Consider the following 26,299-nt stretch of genomic DNA (forward strand, 5'->3'; position numbering starts at 1 on the left):
AACTGCGGATCCGCCGGGCATGGCCCGGCGAGCGCAGCGGTGCGGATAACACCGGGCCATGCCCGGCGGGCGCAGCGGGACGCTGCTCATCCCACGATGCGCAGCACGTCATCCAGCAATGCGGCAGCAGTGACTTCCGCGCCCGCTCCCGGTCCCTGGATCAGCAACGGCTGGGTGCGATAGCGGTCGCTGTGGATCGCGACGCGGTTGTCGGTGCCCGCCCCCTGCGCCAGTGGATGATCGGCCGGCAGTTCACGCAGCCCCACCTGTGCGCCGTCAGCGTCGACCCGGCCGACGAAGCGCAGAACACGGCCGCTGTCCGTCGCCTGCTGCCAGCGCGCCTGCAGCGGTGCGTCCAGCTGCTCCAGTTCGGCCAATGCGTCGTCCAGCGGCAGCGCAGCCAACGCCGAAGGCACCAGTGAATCCACGTGCACCTGTGCGGCATCCAGCGCCAGTCCGCTGCTGCGCGCCAGAATCAGCAGCTTGCGCCGCACATCCTCGCCGGACAGATCCAGGCGCGGATCCGGTTCGGTGTAACCCGCGGCCAGCGCCTCGCGCACTGCAGCCGAGAACGGCGAACGGCCGTCATAGCGATGGAACAACCAGGCCAGGGAACCGGACAACACCCCCTCGATCGCGTGGATGTGATCCCCCCCGGCCACCAGCGCGCGCAGGCTGCTCAACAGCGGCAGTCCCGCCCCCACGGTGGCACTGTCGCCGTACCGGGCGCCGCTGTCGGCGCAGCTCTCGGCGATGGCCTTCGCGCGTGACAGCTGCCCGCCCCGGCCCAGCTTGTTGGCCGTCACTACATGCACCCCGCGCGCCAGCCACTGCGCATGGCGGGCGGCCACGTCTTCGCTGGCGGTGGCATCAACCACCACATCGCCACGCTCCAGCCCTTCGGCACCGGCCCACGGTGGCACGCTCTGGCCGCCACGCGGTGCGCGCCGCGCCAGTTCGAGCGGCAGGGCCAGATCGCGGTCAATGGCCAGCGCAGTACGCGAGTTGGCCAGCCACTGCACGCTGGGCAGTTCCAGGCCGCGCGCCTGCAGGGCCTGGTAGCGCTGCACGAACGCAGAGCCCACCGTCCCGGTGCCCAGCAGTGCCAGGCGACCGCCGCCCAGCGCCGGAATCTCGGCAGCCAGCGCGCTCATGCGTCCACCACCTGTTTGCGACGTGCGGCAGCGTCGATCACCGCTTCGGCGCGGGCCAGCGCCGCACCCAGATCGGCCAGCAGGTCGCGCTCGGCCTCGATGCCGACCGACAGGCGCAGCAGCCCTTCGCTGATGCCAGCGGCAGCACGCGCCTCAACGCTCATCGCTGCGTGGGTCATGGTCGCCGGATGCGCGACCAGGCTTTCCACGCCGCCCAGCGATTCGGCCAGGGTGAAGCAGCGCAGTCCATCGACAAACGCGCGCACGGCAGCGTGCGGATCCTCGCCGGCGCAGTCGGCCAGCTCGAAGGACAGCATCGCGCCGAAGCCGCTCTGCTGGCGTGCGGCGATGGCATGACCGGGATGGTCGGCTAGGCCGGGGTAATACACCCGGGCCACGGCGGGGTGCGCGTCCAGCAGCGCGACGATCGAGGCCGTGTTCTCCTGGTGCACACGCAGGCGTGCATCCAGCGTGCGCAGGCCGCGCAGGGTCAGGAAAGCATCGAAGGGAGAGCCGGTCAGCCCGAGTGCGTTGCCCCACCACACCAGCTGTTCGTGCAGCGCGGGATCACGTGCGATCACCGCACCGCCGACGACATCGCTGTGGCCGTTGATGTACTTGGTGGTCGAATGCAGCACCAGATCGGCACCGAAAGAGAGCGGCTGCTGCAGCGCCGGCGACAGGAACGTATTGTCGACCGCCACCAGCGCCCCGGCCTTGTGCGCCGCCTCGATGACGAAGCGCAGGTCGGTGATGCGCAGCAGTGGGTTGGACGGGGTTTCCACCAGCACCAGCCGTGGCTGGGTGGCCAGGGCCTGCGCCAGCGTGCGCGGGTCGGTGAGGTCGGCGGTGACCAGTTCGAAATGCCCCTTCTTCGCCAGCGCGTTGAACAGGCGCCAGCTGCCGCCGTAGGCATCGTGCGGTACCACCAGCGTGTCGCCCGGCTGCAGCAGGGCATTCAGCACCAGGTTGATGGCGCCCATGCCGGTAGCGGTGACCACGCCACCGGCTCCGCCTTCCAGTTCGGCCAGTGCTTCGCTCAGCAGGTCGCGCGTCGGGTTGCCACTGCGCGTGTAGTCGTACTGGCGCTTGTTGCCGAAGCCTTCGAAGCTGAAGTTCGACGACAGCACGATCGGTGGAGTGACCGCGCCATGGGCGGTGTCACGATCGATGCCGGCGCGGACGGCGGCAGTGGTGCGACAACAGGACGGCTCGGCGGCGTGCAGGCTCATGCGGTCTCTCCAGAAGTGCGGAAGGCGGTAGCGAGGATCGCGTCGATGCGATCGGTTTCTTTGAGGAAGGCGTCGTGGCCGTATGGGGAGCGCAGCACGCGCAGGCTGCCGCGCGGACCCAGCCCCTCGACCAGACCGACCAGGTCGGCCAACGGCACCAGCCGATCGCCTTCCACGGCCACCACCACGGTTGGCGGCAGGATGGCGGTGGGATCCACGCGGTGCAGGTCGATCGATTCGGACAGGCGCAGGTAGGCGGTCACCGGGGTGCGCGCGACGTACTGCGCGCCCGCCGCGTCGAGGTAGTCCTCGGCGGCCACACGGACGCGGCCGTTGACCACCTCGGGCGGAGCGTCGAAGCGCTCGCCGAACTCTTCCGGCGTGCGGTAGCTGAGCATCGCGAACTGCCTGGCCAGTGCCAGGCCATGGTCTTCACCGCATTGCAGCTGTCCCAGGGCGACCGCCCGGCGCTGCAACGCACGCCACGCCGCGGCATAGGGGTGCGGACGGTGCGCACCACTGGCCAGCACCAGCTGGCGCACGCGGGCGCGATGGCGGACAGCGAACTGCTGCCCGACCAGGGCGCCATAGGAGTAGCCGACAAAGGCCTTCAGTGTGCGGATGCCCAGGTGATCCAGCAGCAGGGCCAGCGCGTCGGCCTGGTCGGCCGTGTCGATCGGCACGTCCAGCGCGCCATCCGCACCGATGAAGTCGAACGCCAGAACGCGCAGCTGCTGCGGATCGAGCGTGCGGCCACTGCCGACCAGTTCCTCGGCCCAGCCCTTCTCGGCGAACTGCGCGTTGGACGCCACATGGCGATGGGCGGAGATGCCGCCAGCCAGTACCACCACCGGTGCATCGACCGGTCCCACCCATTCGTAGCGAACGCGTACCGGGCACGCGCCGGCGTGGCGCATCGACAGCACCGCGGCGAACTCGCCGCGCTCGGCGTGCACGCGGTCTTCGACCGGCACGCTGACGGGGACAAAGGGTTCGGGGCGAAGCGTGGTGCTGGGGGCGAAGCTCATGGCGGGATCCGTTAGGGGAATCGGCCATCGAGCCTTCGCGGGGCTCGCGTTCGAGATGCACCTGCGGTGCATGGTTCGAACCATCTTCCGGTGGACGCCACGGTCCCCGCAGGATTTGGCACCTACGCCGGCACTTGCGCGCCTGCGGGCTGCCCCGGCTTCAAAGGGCCTGTCCCTCTGCCGGTCTCGATGGTGGAGCCACGATGCCATCGCTTTCCGCGCATGTCAATCCCTTCATGCGGATAAAGCGATGAATGCACAGAGCGATCGCTGCGGCCCACCTTTCGCGGATCAGGTACAGTCGCGGCGGTCCCCCTGTCCGGAACGCCCGATGCCGCGCCTGCCCTTGTCCTGCCTGCTGCTGCCGCTGCTGGTCAGCACCACCGCCGGAGCTGCCGACTGGCGGCAGGGCTGGGGCCTGGTGCCCTCACCGGCCCCCGCCCCCGGCACGCAGGGCATCGGCCAGGCGGTCCCCATGGCGCAGCTGCGGCTGCAGCAGGTGGGCGAATACTGGCAGGCCCGGATCGACAACACCCTGGCCGGCCCATTACAGGTTGAACTGCGCGCTGGACCCGGGCGCCCCATCGAGGGCCTGCCGGTACGGTCGCTGGTGCAGGGCGACAGCAGCTTCGTGGTCGGTCACCTGCCCTCGCCCGTGGGCGGCAGCACGCTCGACGTACGCCTGCAGTCGGTACCGGGCCGTCCCGACGCCCGCGCCGAAGACGTGGCCTACCGCCTGCCGTTCGACGCCGCACGCCTGCGCGTGGACCAGGCGCCGCAGGGCCGGTTCAGCCACGATGACGAGGAGAACCGCGACGCCGTGGACTTCGCCCTGCCCGAGGCGACGCTGGTGCTGGCCGCGCGCGAGGGAACGGTGATGCAGATCCAGGACGGCTTCCGCGGCAACGGCCAGGACCGCGAGCGCGACGGCGGCAGGGCGAATTTCATCCGTGTCCTGCACAGCGACGGCAGCATGGCGCTGTACGGCCATCTGCAGGCAGGCGGCATGCGCGTGCGTCGTGGCCAGGCCGTGCAGGCCGGACAGCCGATCGGCCTGTCCGGCAACAGCGGCTACAGCAGCGCCCCGCACCTGCATTTCGTGGTGCAGGTCAACCGCGGCATGGCGCTGCGCTCGGTACCCGTGCGCATCTTCGCCTCCCAGGGACAGCTGCAGTTCGCCCGCCAGGGTGATGCCGAGGGCGCGGCCGGGCGCTGACCGGCCACGGCCGGTATAATCAGGCGCTTATCTCTTTGAAAAGCGCCCCGGGCGGGCGCCACTGCCATGTCCGAAGTCGCCACCGAAGCGTCGCGTCGCCGCACCTTCGCCATCATCTCCCATCCTGACGCCGGCAAGACCACGCTGACCGAAAAGCTGCTGCTGTTCGGAGGCGCGATCCAGATGGCCGGTTCGGTCAAGGGCCGCAAGGCGGCCCGCCATGCCACCTCCGACTGGATGGCGCTGGAGAAGGAACGCGGCATCTCCGTCACCTCCTCGGTGATGCAGTTCCCGTACGAAGGCAAGATCGTCAACCTGCTCGACACCCCCGGCCACGCCGACTTCGGCGAGGACACCTACCGCGTGCTGACCGCGGTGGACTCGGCACTGATGGTGATCGACGTGGCCAAGGGCGTGGAAGAGCGCACCATCAAGCTGATGGAAGTGTGCCGCCTGCGCGACACCCCGATCATGACCTTCATCAACAAGCTGGACCGCGAGGGCAAGGATCCGATCGAACTGCTGGATGAAGTGGAAACCGTGCTGGGCATCCAGTGCGCGCCCGTCACCTGGCCGATCGGCATGGGCCAGCGCCTGAAGGGCGTGGTCCACCTGCTGACCGGCGAGGTGCACCTGTACGAACCGGGTCGCAACTTCACCCGCCAGGATTCGACCATCTTCCCGTCGATCGACGCTCCCGGCCTGGCCGAGAAGATCGGCGCACAGATGCTGGCCGACCTGCGCGATGAACTGGAGCTGGTGCAGGGCGCCAGCCATCCGTTCGACCTGCAGGCCTATCGCGAGGGCAAGCAGACGCCGGTGTTCTTTGGTTCGGGCGTGAACAACTTCGGCGTGCAGCCCCTGCTGGACTTCTTCGTCGAGCACGCGCCATCGCCGCAGGCACGCGCCACCACCGGCCGCGAGATCGCCCCGGAAGAGAGCAAGCTGACCGGCTTCGTGTTCAAGATCCAGGCCAACATGGACCCGCAGCACCGCGACCGCGTCGCCTTCATGCGGGTGTGCTCGGGCCGCTTCAGCGCGGGCATGAAGACCTTCCACGTGCGCACCGGCAAGGAGATGAAGCTGGCCAACGCCCTGACCTTCATGGCCAGCGACCGTGAAATCGCCGCCGAGGCCTGGCCGGGCGATGTGATCGGCATCCACAACCACGGCACCATTTCCATCGGCGATACCTTCACCGAAGGCGAGGCCGTCACCTTCACCGGCATCCCCAACTTCGCCCCGGAGCTGTTCCGCCGTGCGCGCCTGCGCGATCCGCTCAAGCTCAAGCAGCTGCAGAAGGGCCTGGCCCAGCTCTCCGAAGAGGGCGCGACCCAGTTCTTCCGGCCGCTGACCAGCAACGATCTGATCCTGGGTGCGGTGGGCGTGCTGCAGTTCGACGTGGCCGCTTACCGCCTGAAGGACGAGTACGGCGTGGAAGCCACCTTCGAGCCGGTCAGCGTCACCACGGCGCGCTGGATCCACTGCAGCAACGAGAAGAAGCTGGAAGAGTTCCGCGAGAAGAACGCACTGAACCTGGCGCTGGACGCCGCCGGCCATCTGGTCTATCTCGCGCCGACCCGGGTCAACCTGCAGCTGGCACAGGAGCGCGCGCCCGACGTGCGCTTTGCCGCCACCCGCGAGGCCGCGCACACCCTAACCGCTGGCTGAATCCGGCCAGTCAGGACATCGGACTTCCGTGTGGAGGCGGGCGTGCATGCGCCCGCCATCGCGGCGATGATAGGGGGGCGCGGGTCCCCCTCCCCGCGAATGATGCCTACGCCATGTCCTCGACTTCCGTTGCTTCGATCCGCGAAGAAATCGCCAGTGCGCTGACCCACGGTCTCGGCGCCGTACTGGCGCTCGGTGCGGGTGCCGTGCTGATCACCCTGGCCGCCATCTACGGCGATGGTTGGCAACTGGCAGGTGCGATCGTGTTCGGCATCGCGCTGCTGCTGCTGTACACCGCCTCCACCCTCTACCACGCCATCCAGCATCCGGTTGCCAAGGGCAGGCTGAAGGTCTTCGACCACTGCGCGATCTATGTACTGATCGCCGGTACCTATACGCCGTTCACGCTGATCGGCCTGCGCGGCCCCTGGGGCTGGGGCCTGTTCGCCGCGATCTGGACGCTGGCCCTGGCCGGCGTGGTGTTCAAGCTGTTCTATACCGGCCGCTTCAAGCGCCTGTCCACCGCCATCTACGTGGCCATGGGCTGGCTGGTGATCGTCGCGGTCAAGCCCATGCTGGCCTCCATCGATGGCTGGACGCTGGGCTGGCTGCTGGCCGGAGGTATCTCCTACACGCTGGGAACCTACTTCTATCACCGCGAATCGATCCCCTATTCGCATGCGATCTGGCACCTGTTCGTGATCGGCGGCAGTGTCTGCCACTTCGTCGCGGTGACCATGCAGGTGCTGTAGATATCCGTGCCACACGCGTTCATGTGCACACCGCGCACATGAACGCTTCGCGCTGCGTCCACCCGCGCAGGGCAACCATGGCAGCGTGAATGCGACTGCCTCCCCTGCTCCGCCGCGTCCGTCGCGCTGGCGCTTCCGCCGCCCTGGCCCGCGAGGCCAGCGCTGGCTGGCGGTGCTGGTGTTCCTGCTGGCGGCCATCCTGGTATTGATCGCGCTCTGGGACTGGAACTGGTTCAAGGGGCCGGTCGAGCGGGCGGTACAGGCGCGGACCGGCCGCCTGCTGCAGATCGGCCACCTGGATGTCGACCTCGGCCGTACCAGCACGATCCGCGCCGACACCGTCACGTTCGCCAATGCGTCATGGGCGAAGCAGCCGAACATGGCCAGTGCCGACCGGGTCGAAATCGACCTGCGGGTGTGGCCCCTGCTGCGGGGCAGCGTGCAGCTCCCCGAGATCCGCCTGACCCGTCCCGACGTGCTGCTGGAAACCGCCCCACGCAAGGGCGAGCCGGGCAACTGGGATTTCCTGGGTGACAGCCGCGGCGGCGCCACGCCCCAGCTCAAGCGGCTGCGTATCGATGACGGCCGCCTGCAGTTCATCGACGCGGCGGGTCGCACCGACATCCATGTCAATGTGCGTAGTGGCCGGCCCAGGCAGGCGGATGCCGCGCCGCCCCTGCTGGTGCAGGGCAAGGGTCGTTGGCAGGGCAATCCTTTCACCCTTCGCGGCGGCACCGAATCTCCGCTGGAACTGACCGACAGCGATCATCCCTTCCGCATCCATCTTGATGGGCGTGCAGGTGCCACCCATGCCGTCGCCCGTGGCACCCTGACCAATCCCTTCCAGCTGCAGGTGCTCGACCTCGCTTTCGCGCTCAGTGGCCAGGATCTGGCCGACCTGTATCCCCTGCTGGGCATCGCCATTCCGCCTTCGCCGCCCTATGCCCTGGAGGGGCGCCTGAAGCGCGACCATAACGTGTGGCGCTACGAGCAGTTCACCGGCAAGGTCGGCGACAGCGATCTCGGCGGCAATGTGAAGTTCGAAACAGGTGGTGCGCGCCCGCGCCTGACGGCCACGCTGGAGTCCCGCCGGCTGGACTTCGACGACCTGGCCGGCTTTGTCGGCGCCCCGCCCAGAACCGGTGGCGGCGAGACCGCCAACGCCGAGCAGAAGGCCGAGGCCGCACGTGTGGCCGCGAGTAGCAGGGTGCTGCCTGACACGCCGTACAACCTGGGCAAGCTGCGCGCGATGGATGCCGATGTGCGCTGGAAGGCACATCGCATCAACGCACCATCGCTGCCGCTTGACGATATGGATGCGCATCTGCTGCTGGACGATGGCGTGCTGCGGCTGGACCCGCTGAACTTCGGTGTGGCCGGTGGTGACATCCGCAGCACGATCCGCATGGATGCGCGGCAGCCGCAGATCGCCACCGCGCTCAAGGCCAGCGTGCGCGGCGTGCAGCTGGGACAACTGTTCCCGGATGCGAAGCTGGCCGAGCAGGCCAAGGGCGGCATCGGTGGCGAAATCGACCTCAGCGGCCGCGGCAACTCGATCGCCGCCATGCTGGGCAGCAGCAATGGCGATGTGGGCCTGGCAATGGGACGTGGCCACGTCGGCAATCTGGTGATGGAACTGGCCGGGCTGGACATCACCGAGGCAGTCAAGTTCCTGGTGACCGGCGACAAGCAGATTCCGCTGCGCTGCGCCTTTGCCGACTTCGGCGTACGCGAGGGATTGATGACAAGCCGCACGTTCGCCGTCGATACCACCGACACGCTGATTCTCGGCGAAGGCACCGTCAGCCTGCGCGATGAGTCGCTGGACCTGCTGCTGAAGCCACGGCCGAAGGACCGCAGCATCCTCGTGCTGCGCTCGCCGCTGCACATCGCCGGAACGTTCAAGGATCCTTCGTTCCGCCCGGACTTCAAGGCGCTCGGCGTCCGCGGTGCGGTCGCCCTGGCACTGGGAAGCATCGCGCCACCGGCCGCGCTACTGGCCACGATCGAACTGGGCCCCGGCAAGGACGCCGACTGCGGCGGCCAGTACGCGAAGTAGGCACGTTTGTTCGCGGCGGCTGTATGGATCGCGAATTGAGAGGCACGCGCGGAACCACAAGGTGTTGCCAACCAAGGCTGGCCGCTACCCACCGCGTTCCCAGCAATGTATCCAGAAGCGGAGAGCATGGCCGTGCAGGACCGTTGGCGCCATGGATGGCGCCATCGAGCCCCCATGGATGGGTTTACGGCGTGTCCTGCACGGCCATGCCCTCCGCCTTCCCGCGCATCAGCAAGGCGCCGCTTTGGCTTTGGCTTTGGCTTTGGCTTTGGCTCCGAACAGCGGGCCGGCGGGCCGCAGGCCCGCCAGCGAAAACTCATCCCGCCACGATGTACTGCTGCAGCTGGTCCAGCTCGCGGCGCTGTGCATCGATCACCGACTTCACCAGATCGCCGATGGAAATCACGCCCAGCACCTGTCCCCCCTCCACCACCGGCAGATGGCGGATACGGTAATCGGTGACCAGCTGCAGGCAATGTTCGACCTGTTCGCCGGGCGCCACCGTCACCACCTTCGCAGTCATGATCTCGGCTACCGCCGTATCGCGTGAGGAACGATCGCGCAGGACGATCTTGCGGGCGTAATCACGTTCGGACAGGATGCCGACCAGTCGCGGCCCTTCCATCACCAGCACCGCACCGATGCCCTTTTCGGCCATCAGCCGGATCGCATCGATCACCGCCGCGCCGGGCGCGACCGCATGCACTTCAGGGGACTTGCCGTCCAACAGTTGCCGTACCGACGTCATCTGCCTGCCCTCCCAGGGTGGGTTGCACGACGGAGTCTGCCACGGACGATGCTAGCCAGGCGTCAACCAGGTACAGGGGACGCTGCTTGGACTCCTCATACAGGCGCCCCAGGTACTCGCCGATCAGGCCCAGCGCGATCAGCTGCACACCGCCCAGGAACAGGATCACCGCCATCATCGTCGGCCAGCCCGCCACGCGGTCGCCGTACATCGCGGCCTTCACGATCACCCATACACCGAACACGAAGGCCACCGCCGCAGTGGCCAGGCCCAGATAGGTGGCCGCGCGCAGCGGCACGGTGGAGAAACCGGTGATGCCTTCCAGCGCGAAGTTCCACAGCCGCCACAGGCTGAACTTGCTGCTGCCGGCCACCCGCGGGTGGCGCTGGTACGGCACCGCCACCCGGCGGAAGCCAACCCAGCTGAAAAGCCCCTTCATGAAACGGTGACGCTCACGCATTTCACGCAACGCGCTCAGCGCGCGTGGCGACAGCAGGCGGAAGTCCCCGGTATCGGCGGGAATCGGCGTGCGCGACAGGCGGCCGATCACCCGGTAGAACATCGCCGCGGTCGCACGCTTGACCCAGCTCTCGCCCGCGCGCGCCCGGCGCGTGCCATAGACGTTGTCATAGCCCTCGCGCCACCGCGCCACGAACTGCGGCAGCAGTTCCGGTGGATCCTGGCCGTCGGCATCGAGAATCATCGCCGCACCCTCGCGGACGAGATCCAGCCCGGCGGTCAGCGCGGCCTCCTTGCCGAAATTGCGCGACAGCTTCAGCGCCGACACGCGTGGCTCGGACTGCGCCAGCGTGGCGATCACCTCCCAGGTTCCGTCCTGGCTGCCGTCGTCCACGTAAAGGATGTGGCCATCGATGTCCGGCATCGCATCCAGTACCGCGCACAGGCGCGGGTGCAGTACCGGCAGCGCCAGAGCTTCGTTGCAGGCGGCAATGACGACGGTGAGGCGTTCACGGATCATGCCCGGATTGTACGTCGCCAGTGCGGAGCGGCGCAGACGCCCGCCTCAGTCCTCGGCCAGGTACGCAGCGCCGCCCAGCTGCCGGGCCTGGCGCTGGATCCACGCGGCGCGACGCTGTACGTAGGGACCGGGCGAGGCCGCGCTGTAGCGCCGCGGTGCCGGCAACACGGCCGCCAACCGTGCGCTCTCGGCCGGGCTGAGGCGCGCGGCGTCCTTGCCCCAGAAGGTCTTCGCCGCCGCCTGCGCACCGTACACGCCGTCACCGAACTCGGCGATGTTCGCGTACATCTCCAGGATCCGCTGCTTGGGCCACAACGTTTCGATCAGCACCGTGTACCAGACCTCCAGGCCCTTGCGGATCCAGCTGCGGCCCTGCCAGAGGAACAGGTTCTTGGCCACCTGCTGGCTGATGGTGCTGGCCCCGCGCAGCCGGCCGCCCCGCGCGTTGTGGTCACGCGCCTTCTCGATGGCCTGCAGATCGAACCCACTGTGTTCGGGGAAACGCTGGTCCTCGGCCGCCACCAGCGAAATCGGCAGGCTCGGCGCCATCTGGTCCAGATCCCGCCACTGGTAGTGCAGCCGGTAGGCCCAGTCGCCCGCACCCAGCGCCTCCCCGTAGCGCCACAGCATCACGCTGGAAATGGGCGGATCCACGAAGCGCAGCACCAGCACCTGCAGGCAGCTGAAGGCCACGAACAGCACCGGCAGCCACAGCAGCCGCTTCCAGTGCCAACGCCGGCGGCGCGGAACGTCCCCGGCCACCTTCACCTTGTCCTGCTCTCCCCCTGCCCCCATTAGTGGTGCATCCTTCTTCTGCCTGGCTGTCGGCGCATTATCCGGCAACCACCCCTGTTTCCGCGCGATGTGAGCCGATGACCGCCCAACCTGATTCCCTGATCCGCTTCCTGCTTCCCGACGCGGGTGTCCGCGGCGTACACGTGCGCCTGCAGGCCACCTGGCAGGAAATCCTGTCCCATGCCCATTACCCGGACGCCGCAGCCGAGCTGCTCGGCGAAGCCTGCGTGGCCTCGGCGCTGTTCACCGGCCACACCAAGGTCGACGGCCGCCTGTCCATCCAGCTGCGCAGCAGCACGACCCTGCGCACGCTGTTCGCCGAATGCACCGCCGCCGGCACCCTGCGCGGCATCGCCCAGCTCAGCGAGGGCGCCGACGCGCCGCGCGACCTGTCCAGCCTGGGCGATGACGCCCTCCTCGCCATCACCATCGAGAACCCCGGGCTGGACCCGCGCGAACCGCAGCGCTACCAGAGCCTGGTCGGGCTCAGCGCCGCGGAACTGGACGAGGCCTTCGAGGACTACTTCCGGCAGTCCGAGCAGTTGCCGACGCGACTGCTGCTGGCCGCCGACCGCACGGGGGCCAGCGGCCTTCTGCTGCAGAAACTACCCGGCGACGAGGGCGACGAAGATGGCTGGTCACGCGCCAGTGCCCTGTTCGAGACCCTGGGCAGGGCCGAACTGCTCGCTACTCCCGCCGAGCAGCTGCTGCACCGCTTGTTCCATGAGGAGAACCCGGAGCTGATGGGCAGCAAGCCACTGTCCTTTGCCTGCTCCTGCTCGCGCGAGCGGGTCGCCTCGATGCTGCAGTCGCTGGGCGAGGAAGAGGCGCGGGCGGCGGCCGAAGCCACCGGCGAGGTCGAAGTCCGCTGCGAATTCTGCGGACGGGAGTATCACTTCCCGTTGACGGAGTTCGGCATACTGTTCCACGGTGCCGAGGGGGCTGTTCCGGCACCTGAACGCCTTCAGTAAGCGGCGGGTCTTGCACCTGGGGAGGATCAAGGCTTGTTAAGAAATCATAAACACCCTAGGATCGAGTCCCCGCCCCTGCGGGAACTTCCGTTGTCTGTCCCTGTCTGAACTGGTCCGATGCGTACCTATCTGCGTCTACCGCTGGCCCTGCTGATCGCCCTTGGCGCGGTCGCGGGCGCGCATGCGCAGAGCAAGGACACCCGCACGGTGCTGCCGGTGTGGAACAAGGGCAGCGGCAAGGTCGAAGCCCTGCTCTACCTGGAACCCACCGGTGAGCAGGCCGCCGGCGCCCGCTGGCATTTCGGCCGCAATTCGCTGGATGCGGCCTTTGGCTTGTCGTCGGGCGACTCGCTGGGCCTGCTCTGCAGCAACAGCAGCAGTACCAGCATCAGCGGTCTGGCCAGCCACTGCATGCTGGCCAGCCTGGGCGACGACGATGACCTCAGCAGCCGCCGCTTCACCGGCACGGCTGCCCTGAACCGGGGCAGCAGCCGCCTGGGCATCACCGCCGGTACCGGTCGCGAAACACTGCCCGCCTGGCTGGCCGGCCCGAACAAGACGCCGTCGCTGCGTGCCGAGCAGAACGACCTGACCGTGTTCGCGCAGAAGAACATCGGCCGCGAAGGATTCGTGTCCATCGCCGGCACCTACGCCAAGGCACGCCTGGTTCCGCTGGCCGATGCCTCGCCGGCCCTGGTCGATCGCTGGGACAGCAAGAGCCTCAGCCTCGGCGCCGGTTACGGCAACTTCACCGGCAGCATCATCGGCCGCGTGGTCGACGTACCCGGCCGCCCTGGCAAGTGGGAAGGTCTGGGCATCGGCCTGACCTGGCGGACGCCGTGGTCCGGCCAGCTCACCGTCGGCGCCGAGAACGTGATCAGCCGCGGCAAGAACCCCTTCTCTCCACGCAACGAGAGCAACGACGACGGCACCGTGCCGTATGTGCGTTACGAGCAGGATCTCTGACCGCTCGCACCTCCCTCATGCAGTGACATCGCGGGCGCCGGAAGGCGCCCGTTGCGTTTGCGTGTGCCGCACTCCCTCTGCGCCCCTCCGGCTCTGTCGCAATGTGTGCGTTTCTCGCCGCCGCGACATGTTTCGATACATATCAATGGAAACTTTTTTCATCATTTTTTTTTAACAAACGAGGCACCATGCCACAAACCCTACTGCAAGCCGTTGAAAAGTATTGACATTCCATCAATTTACACAAATCACAGCTTTGATTAACACAGCTTTAATTCTTTGCAGGCGCCCGCTACTATCGGCTCAGCCTCGCGATTTGGAAGCGCACTTTCGCTTCCCCGCCGGGCATAACCCCAGCCAAGATTTCTTGGAGAGAGAGAGCCAATGAATTTCCAGTCCAACAAGCTGCGTGACGCTGTTGTCGTCGCGCTGATCGCGGGTGCGGCCACGTCCGTAACCGCCCAGGCGCAGGAAGCGACCAACCTGGATCGCATTTCGGTGACCGGTTCGCGCATCAAGAGCACCGACATCGAAACCTCGCAGCCGGTCCTGAGCCTGACCCGCGCCGATATCGAAAAGCAGGGTGTGACCTCGGTTGCCGATATCCTGCAGCGCGTCGCCGCCAACGGTGCCGCACTGAACCGCACCTTCAACAACGGTGGTGACGGTTCGGCCGGCGTCAGCCTGCGCAACCTCGGCGCCGAGCGCACCCTGGTGCTGGTCAACGGCCGTCGCTGGACCACCGGTCTGGACGGCAGCGTCGACCTGAACACCATCCCGACCGCGATGATCGAGCGCATCGACGTCCTGAAGGACGGCGCTTCGACCATCTACGGTTCGGATGCCATCGCCGGCGTGGTGAACATCATCACCAAGCAGAACTTCGACGGCGCCGAGGCAAACTTCTACAAGGGCCAGTACAGCCAGGGCGACGGCGATCGTGAAGCCTATGACTTCACCATCGGCACCACCACCGACCGTGCGTCGCTGGTGCTGGGTGCGTCCTACGTGAACGAGAAGGAGGTCATGGCCGGCAATCGCAAGATCTCCGCTGGCGGCCCGCCGTTCTTCAGCGGCCAGAGCGGCACCGGCATCCCGGGCTCCTACGTCCGCAATGATCAGCGCTACGTCATCATCAATGGCGTGGAAACCCCGTTCGTCAGCAACGTGCACGGCTACAACACCGCGCCGGACAACTACCTGCTGACCCCGAACGAGCGCACCTCGCTGTTCGCTGTGGGTTCGTACAACATCACGGACAACATCTCCTTCCGCACCGAGGCGATGTACAACGAGCGCAAGTCCGAGCAGCTGCTGGCGGCCATGCCGGTGACGGGCATGACGCTCAGCGCGGACAGCATGTACAACCCGTACGGCCAGGACCTGACCGGCGTGAACCGTCGTTTCAATGAAACCGGCGGCCGTTCGTTCAACCAGAACGTCAAGAACTGGCACTTCTACGGTGGCTTTGAAGGCTTCTTCGAGTTCGCCGACCGCAACTTCGACTGGGATGTCGGCTACCGCTACGACAAGACCGACCAGAACGACCTGACGTACGGCCTGTTCAACATCCAGCGTCTGGATGAGGCGTATGGTCCGTCGGCGCTCCGCGATGGCCAGGCTGTCTGTCTGACCGCAGGCGGAGCCGTCATTCCGGGCTGCGCACCGATCAATCCGCTGGGTGGCGAAGGTTCGATCTCGCAGGCGGCACTCGACTACACCTCGTTCACCGCGCACGATTCGGCCAGCCTGGTGTCGAAGAGCTACTACGCCAACATCTCCGGTGAGATCGTGCAGCTGCCGGCCGGTGCGCTGGGCTTCGCTGCCGGTTATGAGAACCGCAGGGAAAGCGGCCAGTTCGACCCCGACGCCTTCATCGCAGCGGGCCTGAGCACCGGCAACGGCGCTGCGCCGACCAAGGGTGCTTACGACCTGGACGAGTTCTACCTGGAACTGTCGATCCCGGTCCTGGCCGATCTGCCGGGCGCCCAGCTGCTGGACTTCAGCGTGGCGACCCGTTACTCGGACTACAGCAACTTCGGTAACACCACCAACAACAAGTTCGGTTTCCGCTGGAAGCCGATCGAAGACCTGATGGTGCGTGGTAACTATTCCGAAGGCTTCCGCGCTCCGAGCATCAACAACCTGTACCGCGGCGACACCGATTCGTTCGAGACCTACGCCGACCCGTGTGCCCGGGCCAACAACCCGACCGGCGCAGTGCTGGCGCAGTGTATCGCCCAGGGCGTTCCGGCGAACTTCGTCCAGCCGAACACCGATGGCGAGTCTGGCCCGCTGCAGACCGTCGAGCCGTTCACCTGGAAGTCGAACCCGGATCTGAAGCCGGAAACCTCGACCAGCAAGACGCTGGGCCTGGTGTGGAGCCCGAGCTTCGTCTCCGGCCTGAACGTGACCCTGGACTGGTGGCAGATCAAGATCGAAGACGCCATCACCCGTCCGGCGATCGGCGACATCATGGATCGTTGCTACGGTGGTACCGCGCAGCAGCAGGCAGCCTACTGCGGTCTGATCACGCGTGACCCGAACTACGGCACCATCAACGAGCGCTACACCATCACCAACGTCGACATGCCGCTGATGAACCTGGCGTCGTACAAGGTGGAGGGCTGGGATCTGGGCGTGCTGTACAAGCTGCCGGAAACCTCGTTCGGCCAGTTCACCGTCAGCCTGGACGGCACCTACCTGAGCAAGTGGGAGACCAAGTCGACCGAAGATGCTCCGGTTGATGGCCGTCAGGGCCGCTATCTGGACCAGGATCCGTACTGGCGCGTCCGTTCCAACCTGTACGTCGACTGGTCCTACGGTGACTTCGGTGTCAACTACGGCCTGCGCTACAAGTCGGGCATGACCGAAGACTGCCTGCTGGGCGCATCCACCCGTGCCTACTGCTCGGATCCGGAAGGTCGCAAGAACCACATTGGTGCCACCACGTACCACGACATCCAGGTGCGCTACAACACCCCGTGGAAGGGCACCATCATGCTGGGCCTGAACAACGCGTGGGACAAGGATCCGCCGGTCTCGTACACGGTGTCCTACAACATGTTCGACCCGCAGTACGACCTGCCGGGCCGCTACATGTACATGCAGTACAAGCAGAAGTTCTGATCGGTTGATCGATCGATGACTGCAGCAACGGCCCCGCAAGGGGCCGTTGTTCTTTCTGCACTGCCGGCGCGTACCACCCTGCACCGGCAACAAAAAAGCCGCGATCAGGTCGCGGCTTTCTCGTGGGCAACGGAAACCGTCAGCCGTTCGGGATGAGCGTCTCGATCAGGTGTTCGACATAGGCCTCGAAATCCTCCCGCGCCTGCTTCGGCTGCTGCAGCTGCAGCGACAGCTGCAGGAAGCCCACATAAGCCGCATAGGCCAGGCGTGCACGGTGGCGTGCGTCGGTGGAGCTCAGGCCTGCCTGACGGAACGAGGCGATCAGGTAATCGAGGCGACGCTGCGAAACGCGGTCGATGACCGGCCGCACCATCGGATGGTCCAGCGCCTTCAGCAGCTCGCTGTAGATGATGTGCGGCTGCACTTCGTGCGCCACCATCTGGAACAGCTGACGCAGGCGCGCGCGCGGATCCGGCACGTCTTCCAGGCTGCCGAACACCTGCTCCTGCTCGAACAGCTCCCACCGCTCCAACGCCGCCTGCAGCAGTGCGTCGCGCGAGGGGAAATGCCAGTAGAAGCTGCCCTTGGTGACGCCGAGGCGCCGCGCCAGCGGTTCCACCGCGACGGCACCCACGCCTTGTTCAGCAATCAGATCGAGGGCCGCCTGGGCCCAGTCTTCGGCGCTCAGGCGGCTGTTGCGGCCGGCGCGCGGTTCGCCGGCAGAAGCGTCAGGTTGATTCATGGAGTGATTTAACCATACGGCGGGGTTCGTTGCAGTACGCGGATGCAGCCGAAGGGCTCCGCTGTGCAGACCGGCCACCTGATGCGCCGCACCATACCATGCAGTATTGACATCCCCCGCAACCGATCCATACTAGCAAGTATGGTTACTCCCCCCACACCCGTTGCGTTCCACGACCTGCGTCTGGAAGCCGCGCACGGCACACGGCTGGCCGCCACGGCCAGCGATCACGGCCGCCGCGGCCGGGTGCTGTTCGCCCACGGTTTCGGGCAGACCCGGCATGCCTGGAACGCCACGGCCCGCGCGCTGTCTGCTGCCGGCCTGCAGACGCTGGCCTACGACGCCCGCGGTCACGGCGATTCGGACTGGAATGCCGCCGACCTGCCCTATCACGGCGAGCAGTTCGCCGACGACCTGATCGTGCTGGCCGGCGAACAGCCGCGCCCGCCGGTGCTGGTCGCCGCCTCGATGGGCGGCCTGTTCGGCCTGCTGGCCGAATCGCGCTGGCCGGGCCTGTTCTCGGCGATGGTGCTGGTGGACATCACCCCGCGCTGGGATACCGCGGGCGTCGAGCGCATCCTCGCCTTCATGACCGCCCATCCCGATGGCTTCGCCTCGCTGGCCCAGGCCGCCGACGTGATTTCCGCCTACATGCCGCACCGGCCTCGCAAATCCGAGCAGTCGCTGCGCGCGCTGCTGCGCGAGGATGGTCACGGCCGCTGGCGCTGGCACTGGGATCCGCGCCTGGTCGCCGAGCTGGCCCGCGACAGCGAGCAGCACCAGGATGCGCTGGCCGATGCCGCGCGCCAGGTGAAGTGCCCGATGCTGCTGGTCAGTGGGGGTCGCAGTGACCTGGTCACGCCGCAGACCGTGGCCGAATTCCTGGCGCTGGCCCCGCACGCGCGCCACGTGCAGTTGCCGCAGGCCACGCACATGGTCGCCGGCGACGACAACGACGCCTTTACCGCTACTGTGTTGGACTATCTGGACGTGTTGCCTGCGGTGGACGCCGCAGCTTCGTCCGTCACAAACGAGCACGTCACCGGAGCACGCTCATGAGCATCGTTCTTCCCTTCCTTGCCCTGCTGCTGGCAGGTGCATTCGCCGCCTACCACCGCATGCGGCTGGTCACCTGGACGCTGATCAGCGCCGCGCTGCTGGTCGCCTGCTGGTTCATCCCCTACGTCAACCAGACCGCCACGATCGTCGCCGCCGCCGTGCTGGCCGTGATCGCAGTACCGCTGCTGCTGCCGTTCATCCGCAAGCTGCTGCTGACCGGTCCGATGATGAAGGTGTTCCGCAAGGTACTGCCGCCGCTGTCGCAGACCGAGCGCATCGCACTGGAAACCGGCTCGGTCGGTTTTGAAGGCGAGCTGTTCACCGGCGATCCGGACTGGAACATCCTGCTCAACTATCCCAAGCCGCAGTTGACCGCCGAGGAGCAGGCCTTCCTCGACGGCCCGGTGGAAGAGCTGTGCCGGATGGTCAACGACTGGGAGATCACCCACGTCCACGCCGACCTGCCGCCGGAGCTGTGGGCCTTCATCAAGAAGAACAAGTTCTTCGGCATGATCATCCCGAAGGAATACGGCGGCCTGGGCTTCTCTGCGCTGGCCCACCACAAGGTGATCCAGAAGCTGGCCTCGGTATCCTCGGTGGTCAGCTCGACCGTCGGCGTGCCGAACTCGCTGGGTCCGGGCGAACTGCTGGTGCATTACGGCACCCAGGAGCAGAAGGACCAGTACCTGCCGCGTCTGGCCGACGGTCGTGAAGTGCCCTGCTTCGGCCTGACCGGCCCGTTTGCCGGCTCCGATGCCACCTCGATTCCCGACTACGGCATCGTCTGCCGGGGCGAATGGAATGGCGAGCAGGTGCTGGGCGTCAGGCTGACGTTCGACAAGCGTTACATCACCCTGGCTCCGGTCGCATCGCTGATCGGTCTGGCCTTCCGCATGTACGACCCGGATGGCCTGATCGGCGAGACCCGCGACATCGGCATCACTCTGGGCCTGCTGCCGCGCGATACCGCCGGCGTCGAGATCGGCCGCCGCCACTTCCCGCTGAACTCGACCTTCCAGAACGGCCCGATTCGCGGCAAGGACGTGTTCATCCCGCTGACCCAGCTCATCGGCGGCGCTGCCATGGCCGGCAAGGGCTGGAACATGCTCAACGAATGCCTGGCCGTGGGCCGTTCGATCACGCTGCCGTCCACCGCCAGCGGTGGCGCCAAGGCCGGCGCTGCGGTGACCGGCGCCTACGCGCGCATCCGCAAGCAGTTCGGCCTGTCGGTCGGCCGCTTTGAAGGCGTGGAGGAAGCACTGGCCCGTATCGGCGGCAAGGCCTACAAGATCAGCGCGCTGTCGCAGGCCACGGCTGCCGCCGTCGACCGCGGCGACGTGCCATCGGTACCGTCGGCGATCGCCAAGTACCACTGCACCAGCATGAGCCGCGAGGTGATCTCGGACGTGATGGATGTCATCGGCGGCAAGGGCATCATCCTCGGCCCGCGCAACTTCGCCGGCCGCAGCTGGCAGGCTGCGCCGATCGCGATCACTGTGGAAGGCGCCAACATCATGACCCGCAGCCTGCTGATCTTCGGCCAGGGTGCGATTCTCTGCCACCCGTGGGTGTTGAAGGAGATGAAGGCTGCACAGGATCCGGATACCCGTGCCGGCCTGCAGGAATTCGACCGCAGCCTGTTCGGCCACATCCGCTACGGCATTTCCAACGCCGTGCGCTCGTTCTGGTTCGGCCTGACCGGCGCTCGCTTCGGTGCCGCCCCGGGCGATGCCTACACCCGCCGTTACTTCCGCAAGCTGGACCGCTATTCGGCCAATCTGGCGCTGATGGCCGACATCTCGATGATGACGCTCGGCGGCAAGCTGAAGTTCAAGGAATCGCTGTCCGGCCGCCTGGGCGATGTGCTGAGCCACATCTACATGACCAGCGCCATGCTCAAGCGCTACCACGATGAGGGCGCACCGCAGGCCGACCAGCCGCTGCTGGCGTGGGCCTTCCATGACAGCGTGCACAAGATCGAAGAATCGCTGTCGGCCGCCCTGCGCAACTTCCCGATCCGTCCGATCGGCTGGCTGATGTGGGCACTGATCTTCCCGCTGGGCCGCCGCGCCGAAGCACCGGGTGATCGCCTGAGCCGTCGCGTCGCCGCTCTGCTGATGGCGCCGAACGAAGCGCGCGACCGCCTGGCACAGGGTGTGTTCCTGACCCCGTGCGAGAACAACCCGGGCGGCCGCATCAACAGCTATCTGGCCAAGGCCATCATGGCCGAGCCGGTGGAGCGCAAGTTCCTGAAGGCGCTGAAGAGCAAGGGCATCGAGGCGCTGGACTTCCAGAGCCAGCTGGACGAAGCCGTGGCCGAAGGTGTGATCACCCAGGACGAGCGCACGCTGCTGGAAGAGCTGCGCACGCTGACCCTGGACACCATCACCGTGGACGACTTCGACACCCACGAACTGCGCGCGGCCAGCTACTACGACCGCCAGCACAAGGACCCGCACTCGCAGGCCGCCTGATCGCCCGCGACACGCGTTGCCTCGACGGCGGGCCTCGGCCCGCCGTCGCTTTATCCGCCCAACGGAATCCCACCATGTCCACGCCCCTGCTCTCGCTCTACAACCGCCTGCAGCGCTGGCCTGCCGGCACCTGGCTGTTCTCGCGCGCGGTGTGCTTCAAGGCGCCCTACTTCGCCAGCATCGCGCCGCGCATCACCCGCCTGGAAAACGGCCGCTGCGAAGGTACGCTGGCGGACCGACGCAGGGTGCGCAACCACATCGGCACGGTGCACGCGATCGCGATGTGCAATCTGGCCGAACTGACGGCCGGGCTGATGGTTGATGCATCACTGCCGAAGGGCATGCGCTGGATCCCCAAGGGCATGCAGGTGCAGTACCTGGCCAAGGCACGCGGCACGCTGCAGGCGGTGGCACTGCCGGCGCAGCCGATCGTGGTCGCGGCCCAGGGCTATGCGCTGCCGGTGACGGTGAGCGTGCGCGACCGTGCAGGGACCGAAGTGTTAAGCGCGGTCATCGACATGTGGATGTCGCCGGCCAAGTGAGGTTCCGGCCAACGGCGCCGCCCCTCGTGGGTTGGTCGCGGCATGCGGTTATCGGTTGGGCCGGATGGGTCGAGCCAGGCGGGGACGCCGTGAACCCATCCCTGGGGGCTTAGCCGCGCCATCCATGGCGCGGATACCCCGCCCGGCCCGACCCATCCGGCCTCTGACAGATCTGTGCGGCGTCCAACCCACGCAGAAGAAAAAAGAAGAGCAGAAGCAAAAGCAGCCCATCGGCCGCTTTTGCTGTTGGTGTTGCTGTTTGCTCTTTTTTTTCTTCTCCGTGGGCTGGACGCCCGCGGAAACTGTCAGGGGCCGGGCGGGTTGGGTTCGCGGGGGTGTCCGCGGCATGGATGCCGCGGCCAAGCCTACAGGGACGTACTTGCGGCGTCCCCCGCGAACCCAACCTGCCTGGCCAAACCCATGACACGCTCTACGCGGCCAACCCACGAGGGGCTGCGCCGTTGGCCGGAACTCACACCAGCGCGCGCAGCACCAGCGCCAGGATCGCCGGCAGCGCCTGGATCATGAAGATCCGGCGGCTCACGCTGTACGCGCCATAGCACCCCGCCACGACCACGCAGGCCAGCGAGAACGTCACCAGCACCGGCTGTGCCATCACCAGCCCCGCCACGATGCCGGCCGCCAGGAAGCCGTTGTACAGCCCCTGGTTGGCCGCCAGCACCTGTGTGGTCTGCGCCTTCTCCGGCGTGTTGCGGAACGTTTTCAGCCCCAGTGGCCGCGTCCACAGGAACATCTCCAGCACCAGGAAGTAGACGTGCAGCAGGGCGACCAGCAGAGTCAGGGCGAGTGCGATCCAGTACATGGGCGGTTCCTTGAACAGGGATGGAGAATGGGGTCAGATCCCTTTCCTGCCGGAAAAGGATCTGACCCCGGAAAATCAGCGGTCGCGGGGCAGCTTCTTCTCTTCGCGCAGCACGCCGAACGCGGCCAGCGTCATGAACGCGGCCACCGCAACGCCTCCGATGAACACCACGTGCGAACCGAACAATGCCAGTCCCTTGTGCACCCAGGTGAAGCTCAGGTCGGCACCACGATAGACCACCGTGTCGATGGCCGCACCGGCCTTGTAGCGCCATTGCCGGTCGACACGGGTATAGATCGTCTCGCGTGCCGGCTTGGCCAGGGCGAACTCGCTGGCCCGGGTCATCACCTGCACCACCGCCACCATCAGCGGCATCGGCGACGCCGCCAGCACCGAGAAGCCGATCAGGATCGCGAAGCCGGGAATCAACAGCGCCGGAGCGATGCCGTGGCGCGACAGCAGCCAGCGGGTCAGGCCCAGCTGCATCAGCAGGGCCAGCGCGTTCACCGCCAGATCGATGCGCGAGAAAAATGCGGTGCTCGCCGCAGGGTCGGTGAACGACGCGCGCACGATGCTGGCCTGCTGGTTGTACAGCAGCGTTCCCACGCCGACGCCGAACACCACCATGATGGCCAGCCAGCGCAGCAGGGGCTCGCGCGCGATCAGCTTCAGGCCATCAAGCACGCTGCCGCCCATCGGCTGCTCGCCGGAGACCAGTTGCTGCTCGCGTTCACGCAGCACCGCCCAGTGCCGCAGGCGCCAGATGCACAGCAGGCACACGATCAGGAAGCCGGCCGAGACCAGCATCAGGTTGGCGATACCCACCCGCTGCACCAGCGCACTGGTGATGATCGGGCCGAGGAACGCGCCGAGCGTGCCGGCCGCGCCGATGTAGCCGTAGTACGCACGGGCCTGCACGTTGGAGAACACATCCGCCATGAAGCTCCAGAACACGGCGACGGCGAACAGGTTGAACACCATGACCCAGAAGAAGAAGGCCATGCCCCGCCCCGGCACGCCACTGTCGAACAGTGCGTAGAAGCCCAGCAGGGTCGCGATGAAGAAGCCATACACGGCCGGCAGGAATACCCGCCGCGGAAAGCGGCTGACCAGCCAGCCATAGACCGGCTGCAGCACCAGCATGATCACGAACACGCAGGAAAACAGGAACTGCAGGACGAAATCCTTCAGTGCGATGCCGTGGCTGGCGAACCAGGCGATCAGCACCGGCGGGAACACCGTCTCCAGGTCGGCCGAAGCCGCCATCGCCTCGCGTACCGGTCGCAGCACGTAGTAGCCGCTCAGCAGGCAGAAGAAGTAGAGGAACGACCACCACAGTGCCGGGGACTCGCGCAGCGCTGCCAGCAGCCCGCGCAACGGCCTCCCGTCCTGCACCGAACTCATGCGGCGCCCCACGCCAGCAGGCAGCGGTTGGACAGCGGCATGGCAGGCTCCGGGGGGGCGGCAAAGCGCGTACGTTAGCCAATGCACTGCAACATCGCCAGCGCGGCACGCAGGTGGCACCGCAGGGGACTCGCACGGGCGACCGCCGACACGTTCGGATACACAATCCGGCAGCGTCAAAATTCCAACTTTTTCAACGAGATGCGCATTCATCTTCGCTTTGTTTGTGCACAGGCGAAAAGCGGCGCTAGAATCGCCATCAGCAGTCGCGCACGGGTCCAACCGATGAAAAAGAACAGCCTGCGTCGTCCGATCCGTTCGGCGGCCACCGGTTTGCTGGGCATGCTGATGCCCGTTGCCTTGTCCACCACCGCGCAGACCCCGCCGGCCTTGCCACCGATGCCGGCCAACATCGAGACCGCGGCCGCGCCGGCCGTCGCTCATACCCAGCCGGCCGCTTACCGTACCGGCCTGATGCCGCAGGTGCAGCCACCCGCCCCCGGCTTCAACGTTGCCAACATCGAATCGATGGCGCAGCAGCTCACCTATGGCGAGCGCGTGCCGGGCATGGCGGTGGCGATCGTGCAGGGCGGACGCGTGCTGAGTGCGCGCGGTTACGGCGTCACCGACGTCAACAATCCGCTGCCGGTCGATGCCCATACCGTGTTCCGGCTGGCCTCGCTGTCCAAGGCCTTCGCGGGCACCATGGCCGGCCTGCTGGTCAATGACGGCACGCTGCGCTGGGACAGCAAGGTCACCGACTATGTGCCCGGCTTCCGCCTCAACTCGCCGGAAGCCACCGAGCGTCTGACCGTCGCCGACGTGCTCAGCCACCGCGTCGGCCTGCCCTACAACGCCTACGACCGTGACATCGAAGGCAACGCCGAGTACTACGCACTGACCCAGAAGCTGGCCAACACCAGCCTCAAGTGCCTGCCAGGCGACTGCTACGCCTACCAGAACGTGGCCTTCAGCCTGATCGGCGACGTCGTCTACGCCGCCTCCGGCAGCTTCTACGAGCAGGCGGTCGAGCGCCGCATCTTCAAGCCGCTGGGCATGAACGATGCCAGCCTCGGCCTGGCCGGCATCCAGGCCAGTTCGCGGTGGGCACGTCCGCATGTGCGCAGCCGTAATGGCTGGGTGTCGCTGACGCCGAAGCCGACCTACTACCGGGTCGCGCCGGCGGCCGGCGTCAACGCCAGTGCCAGCGACATGGCACAGTGGCTGCTGGCCCACACCGGTCATCGCCCCGACGTGCTGCCGGCACCGCTGCTGGCCACCCTGCATTCGAGCCTGATCAACACGCCGGGCGAAATGCGGTCGGGCTGGCGCCGCGAGCGTCTGCATTCGGCCGGCTACGCGCTCGGCTGGCGCACCTTCGATTACGCCGGTCATGACGTGGTGTTCCACGCCGGCGCCGTGCAGGGCTACCGTGGCCTTGTCGCTCTGGTCCCGGAGCGTGATCTCGGCATCGCGATCATGTGGAACGGCGAAAGCGGCCTGCCCAGCGGCCTGCTGCCGACCGTGCTCGACTCCGCGCTTGGCCTTCCCTCGCAACGTTGGCTGGACGTGGATACCGACTTCGGCAGCGACAACCTGATGGCCGAGGGCGCAAGCCCGGCGCAGCAGGACAAGCGCAAGGGCAAGGGTGCATCCAGCAACCGCGCGGTCGCCTCGCCGCGCTGAACCGGCACTCCCTGGCATCACCGGAAGGGCGGCCCATCGGTCGCCCTTTTTTCTTGCGGGCTGCAGGCAGGGGATAAAAAAACCCCCTCCTCGCTGGGCAGCCGAGGAAGGGGTTTCAGGGTACGGCTATCGGGAAGTACTTAGATCAGCGGCGCCGGGGTTGCCGGCAGAGCGACCGGAGCGGCCTTCTTCTTGCGGGCGGCCGGCTTGCGCTTGGCGACCTTCTTCGCTGCCTTCTTCGGGGCAGCTTTCTTGGTCGCCTTCTTGGCCGCCTTCTTCGCAACCTTCTTTACGGCCTTCTTGGTCGCCTTCTTGGCGACCTTCTTGGCCGGCTTGCGGGCAGTGGTCTTCTTGGCGGCCTTCTTTGCAGTCTTCTTCGCTGCCTTCTTGGCGACCTTCTTCACTGCCTTCTTCGCGGTCTTCTTCGCCGGCTTCTTGGCTACCTTCTTTGCCGCCTTCTTCACTGCCTTCTTCGCAGTGGTCTTCTTGGCGACCTTCTTCGCAGCCTTCTTCACCGCCTTCTTGGCGGTCGCCTTCTTTGCGACCTTCTTCACTGCCTTCTTGGCAGCGGCCTTCTTAGCGACCTTCTTCACCGCCTTCTTGGCGGCGGGCTTTTTCTTCGCAGCTTTCTTGGTTGCCATGGGATGGCTCCTCGTCAGTGATAGGGAGTTGAAACGCCCAGGTGGATCAAACCCGCGGATGCTGCGTGCGGGGACCGCCGGCGCGTCAGGCGCGCCGTTACGGATGCGGCAATGCCTGCCTCGATCGGCGGAGCAGGCATCGGAACGGGAGTTGCCTTGCATTTCTCCGGGGGAAGCGGGGCCATGTCCACCGTCTTGGGGATCGCGGTGGCTTTCGAGGGGCTGCTT

General features: G+C 66.7%; 21 protein-coding genes and 1 riboswitch. Of the genes, 11 read left to right on the forward strand and 10 right to left on the reverse strand.

What is annotated here, in order from left to right:
- Positions 1–86 precede the first annotated feature (86 nt).
- From ACX9OW_RS10445 to metX, 3 genes are read right to left on the reverse strand one after another with little or no spacing between them, the layout of a single operon-like run.
- Positions 87–1,154, reverse strand: coding sequence for a homoserine dehydrogenase family protein (locus ACX9OW_RS10445; RefSeq protein ID WP_197601062.1), 1,068 nt, complete (start codon positions 1,152–1,154; stop codon positions 87–89).
- Positions 1,151–2,386, reverse strand: coding sequence for an O-succinylhomoserine (thiol)-lyase (locus tag ACX9OW_RS10450; RefSeq protein WP_459062241.1), 1,236 nt, complete (start codon positions 2,384–2,386; stop codon positions 1,151–1,153). The genes ACX9OW_RS10445 and ACX9OW_RS10450 overlap by 4 nt, the downstream gene beginning before the upstream one ends.
- Entirely contained in the window at positions 2,383–3,414 is a 1,032-nt protein-coding gene (gene metX, locus ACX9OW_RS10455) for a homoserine O-succinyltransferase MetX (RefSeq protein WP_197571440.1), read from the reverse strand. The genes ACX9OW_RS10450 and metX overlap by 4 nt, the downstream gene beginning before the upstream one ends.
- Before the next feature lie 77 nt (positions 3,415–3,491).
- A riboswitch (SAM riboswitch) is annotated at positions 3,492–3,610 on the reverse strand.
- A 135-nt stretch (positions 3,611–3,745) separates the two neighbouring features.
- Here metX and ACX9OW_RS10460 point away from each other — a divergent pair.
- The 4 genes from ACX9OW_RS10460 (at position 3,746) to ACX9OW_RS10475 (ending at position 9,112) form a co-directional block, all read left to right on the forward strand.
- Positions 3,746–4,630 (forward strand): M23 family metallopeptidase, encoded by an 885-nt coding sequence (locus ACX9OW_RS10460; RefSeq protein WP_053519887.1) that lies wholly within the window; start codon positions 3,746–3,748, stop codon positions 4,628–4,630.
- 66 nt (positions 4,631–4,696) lie between these two features.
- On the forward strand, positions 4,697–6,301 hold the full coding sequence (locus ACX9OW_RS10465; RefSeq protein ID WP_065174802.1) for a peptide chain release factor 3: 1,605 nt from the start codon (positions 4,697–4,699) through the stop codon (positions 6,299–6,301).
- 113 nt (positions 6,302–6,414) lie between these two features.
- Positions 6,415–7,053, forward strand: a complete 639-nt coding sequence (gene trhA, locus ACX9OW_RS10470; RefSeq protein WP_053519889.1) for a PAQR family membrane homeostasis protein TrhA — start codon at positions 6,415–6,417, stop codon at positions 7,051–7,053.
- Positions 7,054–7,138: 85 nt separating this feature from the next.
- Entirely contained in the window at positions 7,139–9,112 is a 1,974-nt protein-coding gene (locus tag ACX9OW_RS10475; protein ID WP_459062242.1) for an AsmA family protein, read from the forward strand.
- 316 nt (positions 9,113–9,428) lie between these two features.
- Here the strand turns inward: ACX9OW_RS10475 and ACX9OW_RS10480 are convergent, their stop codons facing one another.
- From ACX9OW_RS10480 to mtgA, 3 genes are read right to left on the reverse strand one after another with little or no spacing between them, the layout of a single operon-like run.
- On the reverse strand, positions 9,429–9,860 hold the full coding sequence (locus ACX9OW_RS10480; protein WP_053520201.1) for a CBS domain-containing protein: 432 nt from the start codon (positions 9,858–9,860) through the stop codon (positions 9,429–9,431).
- Positions 9,820–10,839, reverse strand: a complete 1,020-nt coding sequence (locus ACX9OW_RS10485; RefSeq protein ID WP_053520200.1) for a glycosyltransferase family 2 protein — start codon at positions 10,837–10,839, stop codon at positions 9,820–9,822. Before ACX9OW_RS10485 ends, ACX9OW_RS10480 begins: the two co-directional genes overlap by 41 nt.
- A gap of 45 nt (positions 10,840–10,884) precedes the next feature.
- Positions 10,885–11,634, reverse strand: coding sequence for a monofunctional biosynthetic peptidoglycan transglycosylase (mtgA, locus tag ACX9OW_RS10490; RefSeq protein ID WP_053520199.1), 750 nt, complete (start codon positions 11,632–11,634; stop codon positions 10,885–10,887).
- A 77-nt stretch (positions 11,635–11,711) separates the two neighbouring features.
- Between mtgA and hslO the strand changes: the two genes are divergently transcribed.
- The 3 genes from hslO to ACX9OW_RS10505 all read left to right on the forward strand — a co-directional run bounded on the left by hslO (position 11,712) and on the right by ACX9OW_RS10505 (position 16,700).
- On the forward strand, positions 11,712–12,605 hold the full coding sequence (gene hslO / locus ACX9OW_RS10495; RefSeq protein WP_180876610.1) for an Hsp33 family molecular chaperone HslO: 894 nt from the start codon (positions 11,712–11,714) through the stop codon (positions 12,603–12,605).
- A 117-nt stretch (positions 12,606–12,722) separates the two neighbouring features.
- Positions 12,723–13,571 (forward strand): XOO1806 family protein, encoded by an 849-nt coding sequence (locus ACX9OW_RS10500; RefSeq protein WP_128990771.1) that lies wholly within the window; start codon positions 12,723–12,725, stop codon positions 13,569–13,571.
- Between the two features lie 384 nt (positions 13,572–13,955).
- On the forward strand, positions 13,956–16,700 hold the full coding sequence (locus ACX9OW_RS10505; protein ID WP_065174797.1) for a TonB-dependent receptor: 2,745 nt from the start codon (positions 13,956–13,958) through the stop codon (positions 16,698–16,700).
- 139 nt (positions 16,701–16,839) lie between these two features.
- On the opposite strand, the gene ACX9OW_RS10510 is transcribed toward ACX9OW_RS10505, so the two are convergent.
- Entirely contained in the window at positions 16,840–17,442 is a 603-nt protein-coding gene (locus ACX9OW_RS10510; protein WP_053520195.1) for a TetR/AcrR family transcriptional regulator, read from the reverse strand.
- 141 nt (positions 17,443–17,583) lie between these two features.
- On the opposite strand from ACX9OW_RS10510, the gene ACX9OW_RS10515 reads away from it, so the two are divergent.
- The 3 genes from ACX9OW_RS10515 to ACX9OW_RS10525 all read left to right on the forward strand — a co-directional run bounded on the left by ACX9OW_RS10515 (position 17,584) and on the right by ACX9OW_RS10525 (position 21,517).
- On the forward strand, positions 17,584–18,501 hold the full coding sequence (locus tag ACX9OW_RS10515) for an alpha/beta fold hydrolase (RefSeq protein WP_368865986.1): 918 nt from the start codon (positions 17,584–17,586) through the stop codon (positions 18,499–18,501).
- Positions 18,498–20,975: an acyl-CoA dehydrogenase gene (locus tag ACX9OW_RS10520; protein WP_459062243.1), complete on the forward strand. Its 2,478-nt coding sequence runs from the start codon at positions 18,498–18,500 to the stop codon at positions 20,973–20,975. The genes ACX9OW_RS10515 and ACX9OW_RS10520 overlap by 4 nt, the downstream gene beginning before the upstream one ends.
- 74 nt (positions 20,976–21,049) lie before the next feature.
- The gene (locus ACX9OW_RS10525; RefSeq protein ID WP_459062244.1) at positions 21,050–21,517 is read left to right on the forward strand and encodes a hotdog fold domain-containing protein; all 468 of its coding nucleotides are present in this window, start codon (positions 21,050–21,052) and stop codon (positions 21,515–21,517) included.
- 472 nt (positions 21,518–21,989) lie between these two features.
- On the opposite strand, the gene ACX9OW_RS10530 is transcribed toward ACX9OW_RS10525, so the two are convergent.
- A complete protein-coding gene (locus ACX9OW_RS10530) occupies positions 21,990–22,340 on the reverse strand; it encodes a DUF1304 domain-containing protein (protein ID WP_053520264.1) in 351 nt (116 codons plus the stop codon).
- Positions 22,341–22,415: 75 nt separating this feature from the next.
- On the reverse strand, positions 22,416–23,744 hold the full coding sequence (locus ACX9OW_RS10535) for an NTP/NDP exchange transporter (RefSeq protein WP_053520263.1): 1,329 nt from the start codon (positions 23,742–23,744) through the stop codon (positions 22,416–22,418).
- 285 nt (positions 23,745–24,029) lie between these two features.
- Between ACX9OW_RS10535 and ACX9OW_RS10540 the strand changes: the two genes are divergently transcribed.
- Positions 24,030–25,430: a serine hydrolase domain-containing protein gene (locus ACX9OW_RS10540; RefSeq protein ID WP_065174793.1), complete on the forward strand. Its 1,401-nt coding sequence runs from the start codon at positions 24,030–24,032 to the stop codon at positions 25,428–25,430.
- Between the two features lie 140 nt (positions 25,431–25,570).
- Here ACX9OW_RS10540 and ACX9OW_RS10545 read toward each other — a convergent pair whose 3' ends face one another.
- Complete coding sequence (locus ACX9OW_RS10545) at positions 25,571–26,071, reverse strand: histone (protein ID WP_065174792.1); 501 nt, start codon at positions 26,069–26,071, stop codon at positions 25,571–25,573.
- Between the last annotated feature and the right edge of the window lie 228 nt (positions 26,072–26,299).

The organism is Stenotrophomonas genospecies 5 (assembly GCF_054473825.1).

What these genes read in the sequence shown, in the direction of transcription:
- hslO (WP_180876610.1), top strand. Translation starts at nt 11,712, where the DNA reads ATGACCGCCCAACCTGATTCCCTGATCCGCTTCCTGCTTCCCGACGCG.
- trhA (WP_053519889.1), top strand. Translation starts at nt 6,415, where the DNA reads ATGTCCTCGACTTCCGTTGCTTCGATCCGCGAAGAAATCGCCAGTGCG.
- metX (WP_197571440.1), bottom strand. Translation starts at nt 3,414, where the DNA reads ATGAGCTTCGCCCCCAGCACCACGCTTCGCCCCGAACCCTTTGTCCCC.
- ACX9OW_RS10530 (WP_053520264.1), bottom strand. Translation starts at nt 22,340, where the DNA reads ATGTACTGGATCGCACTCGCCCTGACTCTGCTGGTCGCCCTGCTGCAC.
- ACX9OW_RS10515 (WP_368865986.1), top strand. Translation starts at nt 17,584, where the DNA reads ATGGTTACTCCCCCCACACCCGTTGCGTTCCACGACCTGCGTCTGGAA.
- ACX9OW_RS10525 (WP_459062244.1), top strand. Translation starts at nt 21,050, where the DNA reads ATGTCCACGCCCCTGCTCTCGCTCTACAACCGCCTGCAGCGCTGGCCT.
- ACX9OW_RS10450 (WP_459062241.1), bottom strand. Translation starts at nt 2,386, where the DNA reads ATGAGCCTGCACGCCGCCGAGCCGTCCTGTTGTCGCACCACTGCCGCC.
- ACX9OW_RS10505 (WP_065174797.1), top strand. Translation starts at nt 13,956, where the DNA reads ATGAATTTCCAGTCCAACAAGCTGCGTGACGCTGTTGTCGTCGCGCTG.
- ACX9OW_RS10520 (WP_459062243.1), top strand. Translation starts at nt 18,498, where the DNA reads ATGAGCATCGTTCTTCCCTTCCTTGCCCTGCTGCTGGCAGGTGCATTC.
- ACX9OW_RS10510 (WP_053520195.1), bottom strand. Translation starts at nt 17,442, where the DNA reads ATGAATCAACCTGACGCTTCTGCCGGCGAACCGCGCGCCGGCCGCAAC.
- ACX9OW_RS10465 (WP_065174802.1), top strand. Translation starts at nt 4,697, where the DNA reads ATGTCCGAAGTCGCCACCGAAGCGTCGCGTCGCCGCACCTTCGCCATC.
- ACX9OW_RS10480 (WP_053520201.1), bottom strand. Translation starts at nt 9,860, where the DNA reads ATGACGTCGGTACGGCAACTGTTGGACGGCAAGTCCCCTGAAGTGCAT.
- ACX9OW_RS10445 (WP_197601062.1), bottom strand. Translation starts at nt 1,154, where the DNA reads ATGAGCGCGCTGGCTGCCGAGATTCCGGCGCTGGGCGGCGGTCGCCTG.
- ACX9OW_RS10500 (WP_128990771.1), top strand. Translation starts at nt 12,723, where the DNA reads ATGCGTACCTATCTGCGTCTACCGCTGGCCCTGCTGATCGCCCTTGGC.
- mtgA (WP_053520199.1), bottom strand. Translation starts at nt 11,634, where the DNA reads ATGGGGGCAGGGGGAGAGCAGGACAAGGTGAAGGTGGCCGGGGACGTT.
- ACX9OW_RS10535 (WP_053520263.1), bottom strand. Translation starts at nt 23,744, where the DNA reads ATGAGTTCGGTGCAGGACGGGAGGCCGTTGCGCGGGCTGCTGGCAGCG.
- ACX9OW_RS10485 (WP_053520200.1), bottom strand. Translation starts at nt 10,839, where the DNA reads ATGATCCGTGAACGCCTCACCGTCGTCATTGCCGCCTGCAACGAAGCT.
- ACX9OW_RS10460 (WP_053519887.1), top strand. Translation starts at nt 3,746, where the DNA reads ATGCCGCGCCTGCCCTTGTCCTGCCTGCTGCTGCCGCTGCTGGTCAGC.
- ACX9OW_RS10545 (WP_065174792.1), bottom strand. Translation starts at nt 26,071, where the DNA reads ATGGCAACCAAGAAAGCTGCGAAGAAAAAGCCCGCCGCCAAGAAGGCG.
- ACX9OW_RS10540 (WP_065174793.1), top strand. Translation starts at nt 24,030, where the DNA reads ATGAAAAAGAACAGCCTGCGTCGTCCGATCCGTTCGGCGGCCACCGGT.